15 protein-coding genes are annotated in these 18,337 nt (G+C 45.3%); 12 read left to right on the top strand and 3 right to left on the bottom strand.

The features are described 5' to 3' along the window. The first annotated feature begins 8 nt into the window (after positions 1-8). The 9 genes from F4V51_RS15650 to F4V51_RS15610 all read left to right on the top strand — a co-directional run bounded on the left by F4V51_RS15650 (position 9) and on the right by F4V51_RS15610 (position 11,370). Complete coding sequence (locus F4V51_RS15650; protein WP_153978719.1) at positions 9-1,016, top strand: zinc-dependent alcohol dehydrogenase; 1,008 nt, start codon at positions 9-11, stop codon at positions 1,014-1,016. A gap of 24 nt (positions 1,017-1,040) precedes the next feature. Next, a complete protein-coding gene (locus F4V51_RS15645) occupies positions 1,041-4,295 on the top strand; it encodes an NHL repeat-containing protein (protein WP_236146565.1) in 3,255 nt (1,084 codons plus the stop codon). A 290-nt stretch (positions 4,296-4,585) separates the two neighbouring features. After that, positions 4,586-4,903, top strand: a complete 318-nt coding sequence (locus F4V51_RS15640; protein WP_227779475.1) for an ArsR/SmtB family transcription factor — start codon at positions 4,586-4,588, stop codon at positions 4,901-4,903. Continuing rightward, complete coding sequence (locus F4V51_RS15635; protein ID WP_153978717.1) at positions 4,900-7,395, top strand: FAD-dependent oxidoreductase; 2,496 nt, start codon at positions 4,900-4,902, stop codon at positions 7,393-7,395. The genes F4V51_RS15640 and F4V51_RS15635 overlap by 4 nt, the downstream gene beginning before the upstream one ends. Positions 7,396-7,742: 347 nt before the next feature. Further along, positions 7,743-8,960 (top strand): DNA polymerase IV, encoded by a 1,218-nt coding sequence (locus F4V51_RS15630; protein WP_167301737.1) that lies wholly within the window; start codon positions 7,743-7,745, stop codon positions 8,958-8,960. Continuing rightward, on the top strand, positions 8,957-9,322 hold the full coding sequence (locus tag F4V51_RS15625) for a YolD-like family protein (RefSeq protein ID WP_153978715.1): 366 nt from the start codon (positions 8,957-8,959) through the stop codon (positions 9,320-9,322). The genes F4V51_RS15630 and F4V51_RS15625 overlap by 4 nt, the downstream gene beginning before the upstream one ends. Further along, positions 9,306-9,674, top strand: coding sequence for a YhjD family protein (locus F4V51_RS15620; protein ID WP_095357757.1), 369 nt, complete (start codon positions 9,306-9,308; stop codon positions 9,672-9,674). Before F4V51_RS15625 ends, F4V51_RS15620 begins: the two co-directional genes overlap by 17 nt. A 240-nt stretch (positions 9,675-9,914) precedes the next feature. Then, positions 9,915-10,436 (top strand): RNA polymerase sigma factor, encoded by a 522-nt coding sequence (locus tag F4V51_RS15615; protein WP_153978714.1) that lies wholly within the window; start codon positions 9,915-9,917, stop codon positions 10,434-10,436. Further along, positions 10,405-11,370: a hypothetical protein gene (locus F4V51_RS15610; RefSeq protein ID WP_153978713.1), complete on the top strand. Its 966-nt coding sequence runs from the start codon at positions 10,405-10,407 to the stop codon at positions 11,368-11,370. Before F4V51_RS15615 ends, F4V51_RS15610 begins: the two co-directional genes overlap by 32 nt. A gap of 308 nt (positions 11,371-11,678) precedes the next feature. Here the strand turns inward: F4V51_RS15610 and F4V51_RS15605 are convergent, their stop codons facing one another. Next, entirely contained in the window at positions 11,679-12,227 is a 549-nt protein-coding gene (locus F4V51_RS15605; RefSeq protein ID WP_153978712.1) for a hypothetical protein, read from the bottom strand. Positions 12,228-12,452: 225 nt separating this feature from the next. Between F4V51_RS15605 and F4V51_RS15600 the strand changes: the two genes are divergently transcribed. Further along, positions 12,453-13,247 (top strand): Cof-type HAD-IIB family hydrolase, encoded by a 795-nt coding sequence (locus F4V51_RS15600; RefSeq protein WP_153978711.1) that lies wholly within the window; start codon positions 12,453-12,455, stop codon positions 13,245-13,247. A 247-nt stretch (positions 13,248-13,494) separates the two neighbouring features. Here the strand turns inward: F4V51_RS15600 and F4V51_RS15595 are convergent, their stop codons facing one another. After that, positions 13,495-14,544, bottom strand: a complete 1,050-nt coding sequence (locus F4V51_RS15595) for a YeiH family protein (protein ID WP_153978710.1) — start codon at positions 14,542-14,544, stop codon at positions 13,495-13,497. Positions 14,545-14,697: 153 nt separating this feature from the next. Between F4V51_RS15595 and F4V51_RS15590 the strand changes: the two genes are divergently transcribed. Then, complete coding sequence (locus F4V51_RS15590; protein ID WP_153978709.1) at positions 14,698-15,591, top strand: LysR family transcriptional regulator; 894 nt, start codon at positions 14,698-14,700, stop codon at positions 15,589-15,591. Between the two features lie 152 nt (positions 15,592-15,743). Here F4V51_RS15590 and F4V51_RS15585 read toward each other — a convergent pair whose 3' ends face one another. Continuing rightward, positions 15,744-17,279, bottom strand: coding sequence for a carboxylesterase/lipase family protein (locus tag F4V51_RS15585; protein ID WP_153978708.1), 1,536 nt, complete (start codon positions 17,277-17,279; stop codon positions 15,744-15,746). 202 nt (positions 17,280-17,481) lie between these two features. Between F4V51_RS15585 and F4V51_RS15580 the strand changes: the two genes are divergently transcribed. After that, a complete protein-coding gene (locus F4V51_RS15580) occupies positions 17,482-18,297 on the top strand; it encodes an AraC family transcriptional regulator (protein WP_153978707.1) in 816 nt (271 codons plus the stop codon). Positions 18,298-18,337: the final 40 nt, after the last annotated feature.

The raw sequence follows: 18,337 nt of genomic DNA, 5'->3' as shown, positions 1-18,337 counted from the left end.
CGTATCTAATGAAAATCGTTGCTGCAAAGGAAGGAAAGGTCACGATACTGCATGCGGATATACCCGAACTGAACAAACGACATGTGCAAGTGAGGACCGAATATTCCGGCATTAGTCCGGGTACGGAGATGAGTGCGATTAAAAGATCAGGCGAATCCCCGGTATACCTTGGCTATAGCGCTGTTGGGATTGTAGAAAAAACGGGAAGTGAAGTGAGAGATATTGTACCGGGAGACCGAGTGGCTTGTTATGGTGTGCCTTATGTAAGACATGCAGAAATCATTTCGGTACCGACCAATCTGGTAACTAAAGTACCTCAACATGTGAAACCAGAAGAGGCTGCATTTACCGGGCTCGGAGCCATCGCCATACATGCGCTTCGTACGGCTGACGTGAGATTCGGCGACAAGGTGCTTGTCGTTGGACTGGGCATTCTCGGTAATCTTGTGGCCCAAATCGCCGCTGCTGGTGCATGTCACACGGCTGCATACGATCTGAGCAAAGCGAGGGTACAGCTGCTTCAGGAGCAGATGGGCATTCAAGCAGGCTTTTCAACTGAAGAGGAAGTGGAGCGTTTTGTGATGAACGAAACGGGAGGTTTAGGATTCGATTCCATCCTCTTATGTGCTGGCGGGCCTGGAGAAGTGCTGATCAACAAGTCACTTGAGTGGCTTCGTGACCGTGGAAAAGTCGTGATCGTTGGTGATTTGTCCATGGAGTTTTCACGAGATTTGATGTTTCGCAAAGAAGCCCAGGTCCTTATCTCTAGAGCAGGCGGACCTGGAAGGTACGATCTGCAGTACGAGCACCACAATCAGGATTATCCCATCGGTTTCGTGCGGTGGACAGAAGGAAGAAATATGGACGAATACGTCAGGCTGCTTGCTGATAAGCGAATTACGGTAAGTCCCGCCATTACGCATATGTTTACCTTGGATGAAGCATCTGAAGCTTATGAAAATTATCAATCCGATTCGGCTCAAGGGGCACTTGCCACGCTGATCAAGTATTTTTAATGCATGAAGAAGGGGAGATGTGTGATGAAAAAGCCTTTTTTCAACCTGATCACCATGTTCATGAGTTGTTTACTTGTTATTGTGATGTTTCCCGTGCAGTCTGCTCCTGCCCAAGCAGAGGAATCCAGGCTTACTCAAAAAAACTTCGGCGCCCCCGAAGAACTGCTTGTTCCCAACAATTACACGGTAGCTGTCTTTAACGGAACGGTAGGCTATGAGGATGGAAAACCAGTCATGTATGCCACGAGTAAAGGCAAGCCTGGCTTCCTGAATGTGATTGACCTCGAAGAGTACAAACTGCTTCGGACGATTTCACTTGGGCCATCGGAAAGCTCCTGGGCGCATACCGTTGCGCCGAACGGTACGCTTTATGTGGCTGCCGAAGGATCGGGTGCACGATTATGGGAGTATTCGCCAGTCACCCATCAGGCTGTTCAAGTGGCTCAATTTGAAGGACAGTCTGTCTCCAATAGTATCACGACGGATGAACAGGGTAGAGTGTATGTGGGGACTTATCCGGGGGGCAAGGTTTGGCAGTATGATCCTGTGACCAAGCAGGTGAGGGATTATGGCCGTGTTATCGGTGCGCTTGATCAGGAGTATGTTCGCTCCATTGCTTACCAGGGGGGATATATTTATGCCGGTACAGCCCATGAACAGATCGTGCGTGTGGATTTGGCTACAGGTGAAAAAACGAATATTGCTGCTTCGCTTACCGTCAAAAATGATACAGTATACGATTTGAGTACGATCGATAACCGTTATTTGTTCGCGCGTTATACGGATGGAAGTGGTGTACCGGGTGAGGGTTATATTTACGATACTACAACAGGAACCTGGCTTGATGTGGAGCTCCAGCAGGTAACCGGTCTTCACGCAGCTGACTCTGTGGATGGAAAGCTGTATTATATGTCCGAGAAAAAACTGAAAACCTTTGACCTGGTGACACATCAGGTAGAGGAAACCGGCATGACCTATGAGAGTGGGTTCAGAGGGGCGGATTGGGTCGAGTTTCAGAACAATCCCGAGCTGCCGGGAAAAACGCTCGTTACGGTACGATATGACGGCGGAGTGGCCATGCTCAATATCGATACCCAAAAGGTCATCGTACAGCCACCAATTATTCCGGGATTGCCGGGAGTCGTCAATCGTCTCCAAAGTGTATCTGATACACAGCTGATAACAACGGGTTCACAAGCCAGATCTTCATTGGTAGATTTAGAGAGCATGACGACAAAACCTTTCAGCATTGGTCAAGCGGACAGTGTATACCCGATTGGAAACAAAGTTTATATGGGAGTCTACCCGGAAGGTGGCTTGTACGTTTATGATCTGAATCAGGAACCGGGAAGCACGAATCCGCAGCGTCTCGCTGTACTCGGGAACGATCAGGAACGTCTTGTGCATATGTCTGAAGGGGACGGTAAGCTGTTTATTTCGACCATTTCAGGATACGGGACACTGGGAGGATCGCTTACAGTCCATGATACCGCTACAGGTGAAACCAAAGTCCATCGAAACGTAGTTCAGAATCAGAGTGTGCTTAGTACCGCTTATGTTGACGGGAAGGTTTTTGGATCTACAACCATCAGAGGAGGACTGGGCTCCACGCCGAGCGAGCAGGAGGCCAAAATTTTTGTGTGGGATGTTCAAAATGAGCAAAAAATAACGGAGTTTACGCTGGATATTCCCGAACTTGTCGATCCGATTTTCATTGGGGACCTGTCTCTCGGGCCGGATGGATTGATCTGGGGAGCATCCTACGAATATATATTTGCAATCGATCCGGACACGTACCAACTTGTAAAATATAAGAAGATATATCCGAAGCTCTATTACACCCAGTGGCATCATCATCCGATGCGCTGGTCGGAAGACGGACTTTTGTATGTCCTGTTTAACAACAAGCTAACGGTGATTGATCCGGAAACACTGGATTTCAGAACATTAACGGATGCTTCGAGATTTGATCTTGGCATGGATGGGGACCTGTATTTTACAGATCTCGCAACCAATACGGTTCTGTATCGGATCCAAATTGATGGAGAGATTGTGGCGGAACCGCCGGGGCTCCCTTTGCCGGTAAACAATGCGGGGTTGGAGCAGCCAGAAGAGAGCGGAAAGCTGCCTGGCTGGACTTCACTGTTTGCAACAAGTAGAGATGTTTATTTTGAGCGGAGCAGCAACAAGCGTTATGCCGGTGATTATAGCCTGAAAACAACGGACCTTGTTCGTACTGCCTCCGTTGCAGTGCAAAGCGATCCAATTCCATTAGTGCCTGGAGAGGAGTATACCGCAAGTACTCAAATCTATATTGAGTCAGGCCAGCCTGGTTTCATGTTCCGATTTTATAACGCAGAAGGGCAGAGCTTGTCTACTTTGGAAACGCATCTGGATGAATCGCGACTTCACCAATGGCAAAAAGTAACTCTCCGCGGTACGGCACCGGAAGGAACAGCTTATGGCAGACTAATTGCGGTAACCAGCCGCTATAATATCTCTACAGCTTACTATGACGATTTTTCCGTAACGGTTAAAGATAATACGGCTCCCTTAACTGAAGCTGTGTTTAATCCGCAGGCAAATGAGCAGGGTTGGCATCATGAAGATGTTTCAATTACGCTAAACTCGGAAGGAGCAAGCTCCATCTTTTTCGAAACTTCGGGGGCTGAGGAAATCAATCTGGGCGAGACCGAAGGCGGTACCACTGAATTTACCGTACGCGAAGAAGGGGTGACGGCCGTAACTTATTGGTCGGCATCGGCTTATGGTGTGCCCGGGGTACCCTCTACTACCGAAGTTAAGATTGACAAAACGGCTCCTATCATCGAGTTTTCAGGAAAATCCGTCTATGAGCTGGATGAGGAAGTCCGGATCGAATGCTCCGCTCAGGATGCATTATCAGGTGTAGCTAAAAGTGATTGTGATGCTGTGCTTGCAGATCGCCCCGCCTATTTGAATGGTGTTGGGGAGCATTTGGTCCATGCTTCCGCCCATGATATCGCTGGGAACGCTACGAATTCTTCTTTTTCTTATGAGGTGATCCTTACCTATAAAGGCATGGCAGGACTTATCGACAAGTTCCTCGCTAATGATCAAGAGCTGGCTGATCGATTGAAGGAACAATTGACCAAAGTAGAACGAGCCGATGAGTCAGGTAATGAGGGAGGAAAAAAAGGCGCAATCAACGGATTTGTCCATCAAGTGCAAGCCAAGATTGGCAAGGGAATAGCTCAAGAAGATGCAGAGGTTTTGATACAGCTTGGGTCACAAATGTAATATTTATTGGAATGAAGAGCTTTTCTGGACCTGAATCTCGATCAGGCTTGAATATGTAATACTTAAGAATAGTAAATCAGAGGATAGTGAATATGTTAATTGAAAAAGGACGTTGTCATAGCGCATGACAACGTCTTTTTATTGTCCTAAAAATAAGATGAAGTATAGAATTAAGAGTGAGTTAATATAGGAGATAACCACTACAAAGGATAATATTAACAAACAAAGTCGTTTGACTTTCATTTTACTATATCGTATTATTCTAATATAACGATACAGGAGGGTTAACTTTGGATAAACTCGGTTTTAACGATAGCGGTGATTTGAAGCAGTTTGAGGAACCTGCTAACTTACTGAAGGCCCTTTCCCATCCTATACGCCTGTGCATTGTGCGCGGGTTGATGCGTAAAAAGAAATGTAATGTTTCCTATATGCAGGAGTGTCTGGATCTGCCGCAATCGACCGTTTCCCAGCATTTACAGAAGCTGCGTAGTGCAGGAATTGTTGATACGGAGCGAAATGGCCTCGAAGTGAATTATATACTTGCAAACCAACGTATTGAACAGATTATAACTGTTTTATTTGGAGAGGATGAATGTGAATCATGAGTAAGAAAGTAGTCATTGTTGGTGGAGTAGCGGGTGGTGCGTCAGCAGCTGCCCGCCTACGCCGGCTGGATGAACATGCTGAAATCGTCATATTTGAAAAGGGTCCCTACATTTCATTTGCCAACTGCGGCTTACCTTATTATATAGGCGGAACGATTGCTGAGCGTGACCGTTTGTTAGTACAAACACCTAAAGGAATGGCAGATCGCTTCCGAATTGATGTACGTACACAGAGTGAGGTCATATCCATCAACCCCCAGCATCAAACGATTCTAGTGAACAGCGAGGAGCGCGGTCAATACGAAGAAACCTATGACGAGTTAATTCTGTCTCCCGGTGCACGTCCGATGGTCCCTGATTTGCCGGGTATAGATAATCCATTGATTTATACAGTGCGTAACATTCCAGATATTGATCGAATCAAAGATGCAATAAGTGCATCTAACAACGAATCAGCAATCATTATTGGTGGTGGATTTATTGGTGTTGAAATGGCAGAAAATTTGAGGGAAGCCGGACTACATGTAACGCTGGTCGAGGGTAATGAACAAGTGCTAACTCCATTTGATCCTGAACTCGCAGCTGCACTGGCACAAGAAATGGAGCAGCATGGTGTTACTTTACAGTTTTCCAAGCGTGTTAAGGGTTTTCGTTCACTGGAGCATGGCATCGGGGTCGAGCTTGCAGATGGTCACGTTTTAAAAGGAGATCTTGTGATTCTCGCGATTGGCGTGTCGCCAGATACCACATTTCTGCAAAGCAGTGGTATTGCCCTAGGGACACGTGGACACATCATTGTTGATGAGGGCATGGAAACCAATATACCGCATATATATGCGGTTGGTGATGCAATTGAGGTCAGTGATTACATCCATGGAACCAAGACAGCGATTCCGCTTGCAGGTCCTGCGAACAAACAAGGACGTATTGCTGCGGATCGGATTGCTGGCATACATTCTACCTACCAAGGAACACAAGGGACTTCTATTATTAAAGTGTTTGGACTGACTGGAGCAACCACGGGCAGCAATGAAAAAACATTAAAACGTCTTAACGTGGATTATCAAACGGTGATTGTTCATCCTGCTTCTCATGCATCGTATTATCCAGGATCAAGTGCAATTACTCTGAAATTGCTGTTCTCACCTGAAGGAAAAATCCTGGGTGCCCAGGCAGTCGGATTCGAAGGAGTGGATAAACGGATTGATGATATTGCCGTTGCTATTCATTTTGGGGGTCATATAAGCGACTTGACTGAACTTGAACTGAGTTATGCACCGCCCTATTCATCAGCAAAAGATCCGGTTAATATGGCTGGGTATGCAGCAGATAATATTCTGGCTGGACGTGTCAACACATTCACCTATGATCAGCTGTCTATGCGCCAGCCGGAGCAAACCATACTACTAGATGTACGTAGCGAGCTGGAGCATCGGAATGGCCACATTCCCGGATCATTAAACATCCCAGTGGATGAGCTTCGTGAGAGAATGGATGAGCTAGATGTCTCTAAAGAAATCTGGGTATACTGCCAAGTAGGTTTACGGGGATATACTGCAACACAAATTTTGCGTCAGCACGGTTTCACCGTTAAAAATTTGAGTGGTGGATTCAAAACGTATCGCCAAGCGCAATTTAAACCAGCTCCTGGCCAAAAGCATGAGGTTACAGATGATCAGAATCATGGCGCTCATGTTTCTCATCCAAAGCAAAATACATTACATCAGACGGATCAACTCTCTTCTCAGCCATTACGTATCGATGGGGAATTGGATGTATGCGGATTGAGCTGCCCTGGTCCGTTAATACAAGTAAAGCAGAAGATGGATCAACTATCCGATGGAGAAACGCTGCGGGTAAAAGCTTCTGATCCAGGGTTTTACGAAGATGTAAAGGCATGGGCAGGAATGTCTGGCGCAGCACTCCTACAGTTGGAACGTGGTAAGCACGGTATCATAGAAGCAGTACTAACCAAGCAGACAGAGCAGGTCAGATCATCTGCTTCGGAAGCTCAGAATGTTGAACCTGCCAGTACGATGGTTGTCTTCAGTGGCGACCTGGATAAAGCAATAGCCTCTCTTATTATTGCTAATGGCGCAGCTGCAAGCGGGCGCAAAGTAACCATGTTTTATACATTCTGGGGACTAAATATTATTCGCAAGCATCAGCCGGGACCGGTATCCAAAAACATGATAGGCCGTATGTTTGATCTTATGCTGCCACGTGGTAGTCACAAGTTAGGCTTGTCCAAAATGAATATGATTGGTGTCGGTCCTAAAGTAATTCGCGGCATCATGAAGAAAAACAACGTCGCCTCTCTGGAAGAATTGATTCAAACTGCGTTAGCACAAGGTGTTGAAATGGTTGCTTGTCAGATGTCTATGGATCTGATGGGGATCCAGCGGGAAGAGATCATGGATCAGGTTACTATTGGTGGGGTTGGTTATTATCTGGGCCAGGCTGACAAATCAAACCATAATCTGTTTATATAGAAGGGATATGCACTTTATATTTATTACACAATAGATATCTTATATCTTATTGTTTTAATGGCTCGGGCTCCTTTTGTAGCATCGTTGGGGTGTATATGAGATATTGCGTAGTTAATTGAGAAAAAGAGATCAATCATGAAAAAGTCTTTGATCGACCTTGAGGGTTTGTTCCCTCAGGGTCTTTCTTTGTCATAAGACACGCTTCTGAAAGTTGAGTATGACTATCCCTCGGAGGAATATAAATATTTACCTCTTGCATAAAGAACGTGTGTTCGGTTTATAATATATACAAACATACGTTCTTAAGTACAGGAGTGATTTCAGTGTTGACTAAGCAGCGAACCATTATGCTCATAGATATGCAGAGCTTTTATGCTTCAGTCGAAAAGGCGAAAATGCCTCAATACAAAAATAGACCACTTGCCGTTGCAGGCGACCCAGCAAGACGCTCTGGCATTATTCTTGCTGCTTGTCCATTAGCCAAAGCGAGGGGTGTATCCACCGCAGAACCACTCTGGCAGTCGCTTCAGAAGTGCCCTGAACTAATCATTGTTAGACCTCATATGCAAGAATACATTGAAGTATCTACTCAAATCATGTCCATTATTGAGGAGTTTACCGATCTGGTTGAGCCGTACAGTATAGACGAATTATTCGCTGATTTTACAGGGTCTATGCATCTGTTTGGTAATGATCCTGTCGATCTAGCCAAGCAAATTCAAGATAAGATCTATAATGAAACAGGGGTTTACGCAAGAGCGGGCATTGGTGAAAACAAAATCATTAGTAAATTATGCTGCGATATGATCGCTAAAAAGGTCAAAGGGGGCATTTTCCACTTAAAGAAAGAAGAATTACACCTCCACATTGGAGATAAGCCCATCCGCGATATGTGGGGGATTGGCTCAAGAATGGAAAAACATCTGTGGAAGATGGGTATCCGAACGATTAGAGATTTGGCGAATACACCTCTTACCCAACTCAAGAGTAAATGGGGCGTGAATGGAGAAGTGATCTGGCGCATCGCCAATGGACTCGATAACTCGCCGGTAACCGTCAACACACACAGTACACAAAAGGATATTGGCAACGGAATGACCTTGCCTAGAGATTACACAGAGGCTTGGGAGATCGAAGTGGTCATCCTTGATATCTGTACTGAAGTATGCCGAAGAGCTCGTAAAAAAGGACTGATGGGTAGTGTCGTTTCCGTGAGTGTGTCTGGAGCAGATTTCGACCATCCAACAGGCTTTCACAGGCAGGTTAAGCTGTCTGATCCAACAAACATAACCGTTGATGTGTGCAAGATTGCCAAACGCATATTTCATCAACACTGGGATGGGCAACCGGTGCGCCGTGTAGGCGTATCCCTTTCTCAATTATCCGACGCGGATACATATCAACTATCTTTCTTTGATGATCAGGAGCACAAACGGGCTATTGATCAGGTGATGGACGACATTAAGGATCGATTTGGCGACATTGCCATACTTCGAGCAAGCTCCATTACAGCTGCTGGTCAGGCAATCGATAGAGCATCTAAAATTGGGGGGCACTACAAATGAGCAAAAAACTTGAGGCCAATGGATTATGGGAATCAAGCCGCATGATGCTTCCACAACATAAAGAGCGAATCATACAGCATCGTACTCAAATTCATGTTCAAGCCAAACCGCTAATTCATGAGGATGAGTGGGAGATCATGGCTCAAAATGTAGATATGTCGCTCAACTATACATTACAAGCCACCATTGAAGTGTTTAATGAGTCGGGCAATCGATATATACACGGAATCGTTACTTCAGTCAGTACCGTTGGAAAGAAAATCAAAATTGAAATGCACAATGGATTTGAATGGGTCGATTTTGATCAATTGGTCACGGTCAAACTTGAAGAAGGAGGCGTGTACGGTGAGACAGACTTCTGAGGAACTTGCACTCGTGAAGAGGCTGGTAGAGCTTCCCTATCTGTTAAGTGCTCTGGAGGTAGATAAGCATAAAATATACGCTTCAAACTTTAAGATGAAATCGGTCTATGTTGATTACTTAGACGGTACCCAAAAGAAAATCGCCTTAGAGATGTACCGATCCAAACAAAGTTTAAAGGAACACCATATTAAGATCATTGATGAACAGAGGTCTGAGCTAAGTTTAACGGTAAATTATTCGGTGAGAGGTTACATTCATAAAATGACGTTATTATGGAGCAAAGTGAAAGTGGATGTTACCTTAATGCTTACGGAGCATATGAACGTTGATATTACAGAATTGTCCAAATAACAACTAGCGTTAAAGCAAGATGGTATATAACTGCAAAGAGTGGACCATAATGAAAGTTATAACCATTGTTTTCTTCTCCCGAATGGGTAAACCGACCTTTGAAATTTGAGGGTCGGTATTTTTGTATGCAATTTGAATGCCGAATCCAATCATTTCTTCAACATCCTGAAACTTTTCAACAAAATGTGACCAAATGCCGTCCTTAAGAGTGTTAGAGGTATAAAGGAGGGCTGAACAACCATGCGGCGATCCGTGCCCCAACCGGGCGATCATGTGATGAACATTTATGAGACTTATGCGGATACTCTGTTCCGAATAGCCATGGTACACCTTGGGAGACGAGAGGACGCGGAGGAAGCTACTCAGGATACCTTCATCAAGCTAATGGAAAAAGCCCCTACGTTCAACGATGCAGAGCATCAGAAAGCATGGTTGATCCGAGTCATCACCAATCACTGCAAATCCTTATTAGGTAGAGGCTGGCGCAAACGGGAGGTCAATCTGGAGGGAGCAGAATTTCTAACGACCGATGATCCTGAAGACCGGGTGCTCATCGAACTCGTGCTGTCATTGCCCATCAAGTATAGAGCGGTGGTTCATCTGTATTATTACGAGGATTATCCAGTCCGAAAAATCAGTGAAATTTTACAGATTAGCGAATCAGCGGTGAAGATGCGATTACAGCGGGGGAGACAGCTGTTAAAACTGGAGCTTGAAGGGGAGGAACCGAATGAACGAGGAACAATTCAAACGAAATTATAAGAGAGCGGTGGATCAGATGAAAACAAATGACCAAATGAGAAAACGCATGGAGAACATCTCCAATGTGCAGCACCATAAACAAAAACGCCAGCGCAAGCCTCTTTACATTGCAGCGAGTGTTGTCATTGCTGCCAGCATCGGACTGGCTGCGCCGAGCTTATGGCAGCAGTGGAACGGTTCGACACAACCGGGGACACAAATGGCAGCAGTGAACGTTACATATGACCCGGTAGTGATTCCGAAGACGGAACTCCCCAATTCAAATAGCAGCGGTCCAAAGGCAAGTATGCTTCAACTGGTTGTATACCAGGGGCATGTCTATACGCAGTCCCCGACAACACTTAACGGTGAGGATGCGCTGGCATTGCGCGGAGAAAAGCTGGGTACTACAACGGGTGGCATTAATGAGTTGAGTAGTCAGGATGAATATAAAGAGCTGGCCTCCAACATTGGTGAAGCGGATATCTATATGGTTGATGGCTATGATAAGGACTTCCGAATCATGTCATATACTGAAATGGATGGTCAGGTATTTGCTCAATTGTTTGACAAGAACAATGATATCACCATCGGGAGCGGTGTCGATCTGTTTGGCCAGCTGAATCTCGAAGGTAACATCCATTCTGCACAATGGGAGACCTTTGAAAGCTGGAATAATGGCTTATCACAGGTACAGCCGTTGGCAGCGGACCCATCATTGGAAAAATTTATTTCAGCACTATATGAGTCCAAACCACTAGCCATGACTTCAGACTTGGAAGAGCATCTATATGGTCAGGAAGACCGGAAGATTATCTACCTAGCGCTGGAAGACAAGACGCAGGTCCCACTGGTTCTGTTCAAAGAAGGACTGGTGCGGTACGGTAATGTACCCGTCGTTTTTGAGGTGGAGAAAGGTACTTTCCAAACCTTCTGGGATGGTTTAGGCCAATAAAGCAGGATGATCATGCGAGTAAGAATGGAGGGAGTGAAAGCGCATCGATAAAAAACAGTTGCCTAAGCAGGCAACTGTTTTCATTATGTTCTAAACTATCCAAAACGGAATATGACATGTGCGATCTATGAGAGGTGGTTTACTGTTGACTACTGAGTTTAATGAGAATTTTCGAATGAGTCATGTCGGAGAGGAGAGTCTCGAAGATTTCTTCAACTACGTCATCCAACTTGATTCTTTTCGTGATCATGGAAAGGGATGTTTCTTATTAATAAATCTAGATAATAAGCAGATGCAGATGAATGACCTTAATCAATGGTATAGATATCCCAATCTCGTTGTGCATTCTGCCGGATTGCATACATCCATCTTATTTTTTCAACCGAGCCTGTTGTTGTATCCAGACGTTCACCAAGAACTGTAATATGCACCTGATTCCTGATAGATGTACTTTCCCCAATGCTTTCGATACTTGAGAATTTATATTGGAAGTGCTCCCCATAATAAAATTCCATCGCATCGGCAAGTCGATCATTAACAAAACCCGATTGATACATTTTGTGATCATGCTCTACGAGAGCAGTCAGGTTCTTTTCGAGTACTCGCAGCGCGGGGCGCTCATTCTCTTTTAACAGATCTTTAGCTGATTCTAGGTCGATAGTCATTCCAGCTTCAAAGTCAATATTCGACGATGATTTCGTTACAGCATCTTTCGTTTTTGTTATATCGAGATCGGCATTAGAATTCGGTTCACTTTCCGAGATATTTGGTTCATCTTTTGGCAAACTATCGTTGCTGCATGCTGTCAGTAAAATTAGAAAGATAGACAGGAATGTTATTACAATGGCTTTTGGCATTGAACCCTCCTTAAGGCATTTGAAGATTAAACACGACGGAGTACGAATAAGTTACACTCCAGATCATTGCTCTCGAACATAATCTTAGGTGAAACGCGGACTGATCGTTTTCCCAACCACAAAGGTTGTTTTTCATCCTGCATATCTGCAATTTCTTTTTACGTTGACGACACCTCTAGAAGCATAGTATTATTTTACCAATTTAGCGGTGTGGGGAGGGGTCGGATGTCTACAATTAAGGCCATTGTGCTGGACCTGGACGGAACTTTGCTCGGAAGTGATAAATTGATATCTTCCAGGAATGTTCAGGCTGTTAAACGATGTTTTGATTTGGGGATACATATTATCGTTGCCACGGCAAGGCCGCCTAGAGCGGCAAATCAATTTGTGAAGCAGTTTCCGTTTGTAGATTACATGATTTATTACAATGGCGCTTTAGTTATATGCAAATCGAAACAAAATGAGCGTCATATTCCAATCCCTTTGGAGATCAACCAACAGATTAATACATTCATCGAGTTAAACATGCCGCAATCCGTAATCGCATACGAGGTTAATGATTCATGGTACACAAGTAAACCAATTCTGGACTCTCAATGCCCTCCATTTGGTATCCGTCCAAATGATCTGAAACCTCAGGTTGTTGACCAACACGATATAGACTCTCTATCCCCAACCAAAATATTAGTTCTAGGTTGTAACACATGGAAGGATCTAAGCGAGCAATTTGGTGACCATGTGAATGTCATCGCAACGGATGGAGGAGCATTGATCCAAATCATGCATAAATCCGCTTCAAAGGAAAAAGCAGTGGAATGGGTGTTAAGTGAAATTGGGGTGTATTCAGAAAATGTGATGGTGTTTGGGGATGATTTTAACGATTTAGGCCTATTCCATCTGTCCGGATTTCCTGTAGCCATGGGGAACGCGATCACTGAACTTAAGAAATGCGCCGTTTACATAACTGACTCAAATGATCATGATGGTGTGGCTAATGCCATTGGAAAATTTGTGATATAACCTCTACAGTAAATCATCCAACTAACCGGAAACGTTAGCCTGATACAACATCTCTATGATATAAGTGAATGAGTTGCAGTGAAATTTGGTAAAAAAGTATAAAATAAGATCTGGGTATGTCACTATTTCGTAGACCTATTGTCTAGGAACAAGAAGATGATTCCATCGAAGCCGCTATATTAGCGGCTTATTTTCAGTTATCGTAGTAAGGTTTGTCTAAAGTGGGATAGATGGCACACTATTTTCATCAGCCGAGATTGAATAGTTTTAAAAATACATATCCGATGAGGGAAAGAACGATGGAGCCAATAAAGCCAGCTGCAAAAGCCTTTAGGCCCAATCGCCGAAACGAAACTGTATCTACACTTAAGCCCAGACCAGCCATGGCCATAGCAATCAGCATATAAGCTGCAAGAATGATTAGATTCGTCAAGCCTGAAGGAATAACCTGCAGCGTATTCAGAGCACTCATCATGAGGAATCCGAAAATAAACCAAGGGATCGGGAAGGATTTCAGGCTTCTTTTATTCATCTTGCTGTTTCCTGAATTTTTGGAGCGATCCAAACGATTCGTCCAGAATCCAATCAAGATAGCGACGGGCACCAACATGGCTACACGCGTTAATTTAACAATGACAGCCAGGTCCACAGCATCTGGGCCCACAGGTTCTGCAGCTGCAATCACATGTGCGATTTCGTGCAATGTAGCGCCAGAAAACACGCCGTATCCTGATGCAGACAAGTGTAGAAATGGATATAGAAGGGTGTATACCATCGTAAAAATGGTTCCCAGAATCGCTACAGTAGCTGCACCAATGGCCGCTTCTTCGTCTTTGGCTTGGATCTGAGGCGCAATGGCTACAACTGCTGCAGCTCCGCATATCGCTGTTCCGCATGCAGTTAATAGCCCCAAACGTCTCTCGACGTGAAAAAATTTGGCAATGCCATACACAACAAAAATGGTTATGGTAATGTTCAGGAAGGAGATCAAGGCAACCTTGGGCCCTGCATGAATAATATCCTTCAAATTCAGCCGCATGCCAAGCAAAATGATTCCATATCGCAGAAGCTTTTTAGCTGAAAAGGAAATTCCGCTCACCATATGATCAGGTACATTTCTGACCGCTCTCCAGATCATGCCGAACAAAATAGCAAGTACCAGCTGGCCCATGATGTGTAGAAAAGGAAAGCCGGCTGCATATTTGGCAGCAAGGGCAAGCATTAGAGTAAGCCCAATTCCCAGCAGAACCCCTTGTTTATCCTTTTTATCTTGCAGCAAAACAGAAGTTGAATTCATGGATATCACGTCCGATTTCTTTATTTCTTGTTCACTGATAACTATAATTAGTTATGATTGAAAAGAGAAATACCGGAATGAAATGCTTATCATAACGAATCATAATGATTGGAGTAATATTTGGGGCTAAATCCTATGAGGGAGATGCATTATATGATCGTGGAAAGCTTGAAAGTGTACATAACTGTAGTGGAACAGCGCAATTTCTCTAGAGCGGCAGAACTATTACATTTATCACAACCCGGTGTTAGCTTGCACATTCGTAAATTAGAAAAGGAATTTGATGTAAAGTTAATGCATCGTTCGCCCAAATGGGTGAAACTGACGGAGGCTGGGGAACTGCTATATGTACGTGCCAAGGAAATGGTGAATCTATATGAGTCGGCGAAACTGGATATTGCCAGATTGCAGGATGATGTTAGTGGCTCATTGCAAATTGGGGCTAGTTTTACGATTGGAGAATATGTTTTACCTCGCCTGTTTTCATCATTTGCCAGGCAATACCCTGAAGTGGCCATGGAAGTATTCATCGAAAATTCATCTCAAGTGGTGGAAGCTATTCGAGATAATCATATCGATTTTGGTTTGATTGAAGAGGACATAGAGGCCCAAGATCTGAACGTGACACCATTCATGAAGGACGAATTGATAATTGTGGCAGCGGAAGGATATCCTCTTCAAACTTCGGTGATTGCGGATCTGGAACAATTGCAAGATCAAGTGTGGATACTTCGCGAGATGGGTTCCGGAACCAGATCGTCTAGTGATCGATTTCTGGCTCAGACGGGACTCCGGGTAAACCGTTCATACGTGTTCAACAGCAGTCAGGGCGTCAAAGAAGCGGTGTTCTCTGGATTAGGCATCGCCATGTTGTCCCGCTGGGTTGTAAAAAGGGAGTTATCCGCTGGCATGTTGAAGGAAATCACCATTCCAGATATCCACATCGAACGAAACTTTTCCTTAGTTCGCCGGATAGATCATATTCCTACCAGAGCAAACGAGGTTTTCGCGGAAAGATTGCTGAAACTTGATAGTCATTTTATCTGATCTAATCTGATCTAAATCACTTACAGGGTAACTCCCTATATTAGGCAGCATTTGGTGAGCAGTCGGATCAAGTAACGACAGGCGAGACAACGTGAAGAGCCATGCATACTTGCAAGGCTCTTCAGGGTTTGATTCATTTAAAAGTATAAATGTTACACAACGGGCTCACTCTGCTTTTTAAAATAGTGTTCAATGACCAATTCAAGTACCGGCCCCGGCTCTGCACGCTGTAACTGGGACGTATCACCGAATTCCATGCGGTAAGGCTGCTCAGTACTGCTTGGAATCCAATAGGGCAAAAGTTTGCCGGTGGAATCCAGACCATTCGGATCACCTGTCGCGATAAAATTGGACAGATAATTACACATCTGGCGCGCCAGGTCATAATGTTTACCGACGAAAGGCCGCCAGCATTTGGCGAGCGTTTCGAAGAAAAACCACAGATCAACGGAATGGAACGTGCCTGGCTGATCCCAGCCCGGAATCTCTGCGTCGAAATTATAATAATAGAGCGGCGTCTCGGATGGATGACCACTATTGGAGCGGATCACAAGTTGAATCGCATGCTCAATCATGCGGATCGATGCCTGCTGCAATATATGATCGAGATCTCCAGTATCGGCTCCACAGCGCTGCAAAAAGGCGGGCGCATCCTCTCCGAATAGTTCAGTCGCCATTTGTTTCAGTTCCTCCATACTGCTTACCGCAGGCTGGGTCCAAAACTCGGAAGAGGTATGCCCAAGCATAACGGGAACGAGTTCGCGCTTATGCTGTATGAAACGAATGAACGGATCATCTGTACAGAACTGATCATCGATAACTGTTCCCCAGAAGCTTTGATATTCCAGAATTTTATCCTGCAACGTGACGGCGTCCAGCTGTCTGGCTTCATCTAAACTGGATACGCCCAGAAAACGGAAAAAATCAACGCCCTTCTGCTCTGCATCCCGCAGTGTGCCGCGGACAGAAGGTACGCGCACATTGGGATACAGTTCGGTCGCAATTCCACTCATGATGACAGCTCGCTGGAACAGGCCTTTGTTCTGCGGGGAAGTCATCTGACTTAGCACACTGCCGCCGCCTGCAGATTGTCCACCAATGGTTATCTGATCCGGATCACCGCCGAAGGCAGCGATGTTACGTTTCACCCAGGCCGTACCTGCCTGTTGATCCAGATGTCCAAAGTTCGCAGGTGCTTGTGGGGATTCAGCGCTAATCTCGGGGTGGCACAGGAAACCAAACGCATTCAGACGGTATTTGACGGTAACCACGACAATGCCTCTGCGGGCAATGCGCTCACCATCAAATTCCATTTCAGCAGTATGACCCACCTGAAGCCCACCGCCAAAATACCAGACAAACACAGGCAGCTTCTCATCCATTCGCTTGGCAGGTGTCCACACATTCAAATATAGACAATCCTCACTCATCGGCAGATCGGGATCAACAGACCACTCTCGCGTATAGATGTTATTATCGTCAATGACGGTCGGGGCCTGCATCGAGGTGGGGGCAAAATCAAAAGCTTGCAGCACCCCATCCCAATCGGATGCAGGTTGTGGTGCACGCCAGCGGTTCTGGCCTACCGGTGGGGCGGCGAATGGAATACCTTTAAAGCTGGTAACACGTGGGTCTGCGGCAGGCAGCCCCTGAACTTGGCCATTTTCTACCTGAACGATTCTAAGCAACACAACATTCTCCTCTCTGAATTGAGCATTTTTATTCATGTCGATCCAAGATGTTTGTGGTTGCGCTTACATATATCTGTTGGGTTATGAGACCACTATCTCGATCATAAGCAACTTGAAAGGAAGTTTCTAGCATCAAAATAAATCAAAAACTCTACAAAATCATATATAATGACTGGTATCAAGAAAGGAGGAGCCAGATGTGGACTCATTATGGCTAGACGGGAGCAGGGCGAGTCAAGTTTATTTCATAAGCGGCGCCCATAAACCCGTCAATCTTCACCAGTGGGGACCGGGCGTGCGTGACGTTTACGCGCTACATTATATCATGCAAGGGCAGGGTACACTGGAAACCGGGGGCCAGCAATTTCGGCTGGGTGCCGGAGAGAGCTTTATTATTTTTCCGCAAAAAGAAATCTATTACTATCCCGACCCGGCCGACCCTTGGGAATACGTATGGATGGAGTTCAACGGCCGAGACGCAGGACGACTGATAGAGTTGACACAGTTTTCGGTCCAGCATCCCGTACTGCCAGCTGCGCCGGAAACCTTGGAACCCTGGTTTCACCTGGCCTGGAATGCGGGGGCAGCACCAAGTGAAGTGTTTAGGGCAGATGCGCGTTTGCACCTGTTATTGTCCTATTACATGGAGTATTTTCCACGCGAGACGCAGGAGGAAGCCAGAGATTATGTGTGGCTGTCGAGAACCTATATTGAGCAGAACTACTGGAAATCGACCTTGACGGTTGCGGAGATTGTACAGGCCGTGAATCTGGAGCGAAGCTACCTGTTCCGCAAGTTCAAAGAAGCTACAGGCGAATCCATCTCGGCGTATATAACGGCATGCCGTATCCGGCGCGCCTGTGACCTGCTGAAGACTTCCAGATTGTCCATTCAATCCATAGCCTATTCGGTTGGGTATAATGATCCGCTATATTTTTCAAGAGTATTCAAAAAGGCGACATCATATACACCATCAGCCTACATGCTGTTGCATCAGAAACAAGCAGAACATTAAGGGAATGCGGTCGGTACACTAACGAATAGACAGATTACAT

The organism is Paenibacillus xylanilyticus (genome assembly GCF_009664365.1).
GTDB lineage: Bacteria > Bacillota > Bacilli > Paenibacillales > Paenibacillaceae > Paenibacillus > Paenibacillus xylanilyticus_A.
This window is presented reverse-complemented; position numbering and strand designations above follow the sequence as displayed.

Bases quoted from the DNA above. Each gene is read 5' to 3' on its own strand.
- F4V51_RS15650 (WP_153978719.1), top strand. From the start codon at position 9: ATGAAAATCGTTGCTGCAAAGGAAGGAAAGGTCACGATACTGCATGCG.
- F4V51_RS15645 (WP_236146565.1), top strand. From the start codon at position 1,041: ATGAAAAAGCCTTTTTTCAACCTGATCACCATGTTCATGAGTTGTTTA.
- F4V51_RS15635 (WP_153978717.1), top strand. From the start codon at position 4,900: ATGAGTAAGAAAGTAGTCATTGTTGGTGGAGTAGCGGGTGGTGCGTCA.
- F4V51_RS15630 (WP_167301737.1), top strand. From the start codon at position 7,743: ATGCTCATAGATATGCAGAGCTTTTATGCTTCAGTCGAAAAGGCGAAA.
- F4V51_RS15625 (WP_153978715.1), top strand. From the start codon at position 8,957: ATGAGCAAAAAACTTGAGGCCAATGGATTATGGGAATCAAGCCGCATG.
- F4V51_RS15615 (WP_153978714.1), top strand. From the start codon at position 9,915: ATGCGGCGATCCGTGCCCCAACCGGGCGATCATGTGATGAACATTTAT.
- F4V51_RS15610 (WP_153978713.1), top strand. From the start codon at position 10,405: ATGAACGAGGAACAATTCAAACGAAATTATAAGAGAGCGGTGGATCAG.
- F4V51_RS15605 (WP_153978712.1), bottom strand. From the start codon at position 12,227: ATGCCAAAAGCCATTGTAATAACATTCCTGTCTATCTTTCTAATTTTA.
- F4V51_RS15600 (WP_153978711.1), top strand. From the start codon at position 12,453: ATGTCTACAATTAAGGCCATTGTGCTGGACCTGGACGGAACTTTGCTC.
- F4V51_RS15595 (WP_153978710.1), bottom strand. From the start codon at position 14,544: ATGAATTCAACTTCTGTTTTGCTGCAAGATAAAAAGGATAAACAAGGG.
- F4V51_RS15590 (WP_153978709.1), top strand. From the start codon at position 14,698: ATGATCGTGGAAAGCTTGAAAGTGTACATAACTGTAGTGGAACAGCGC.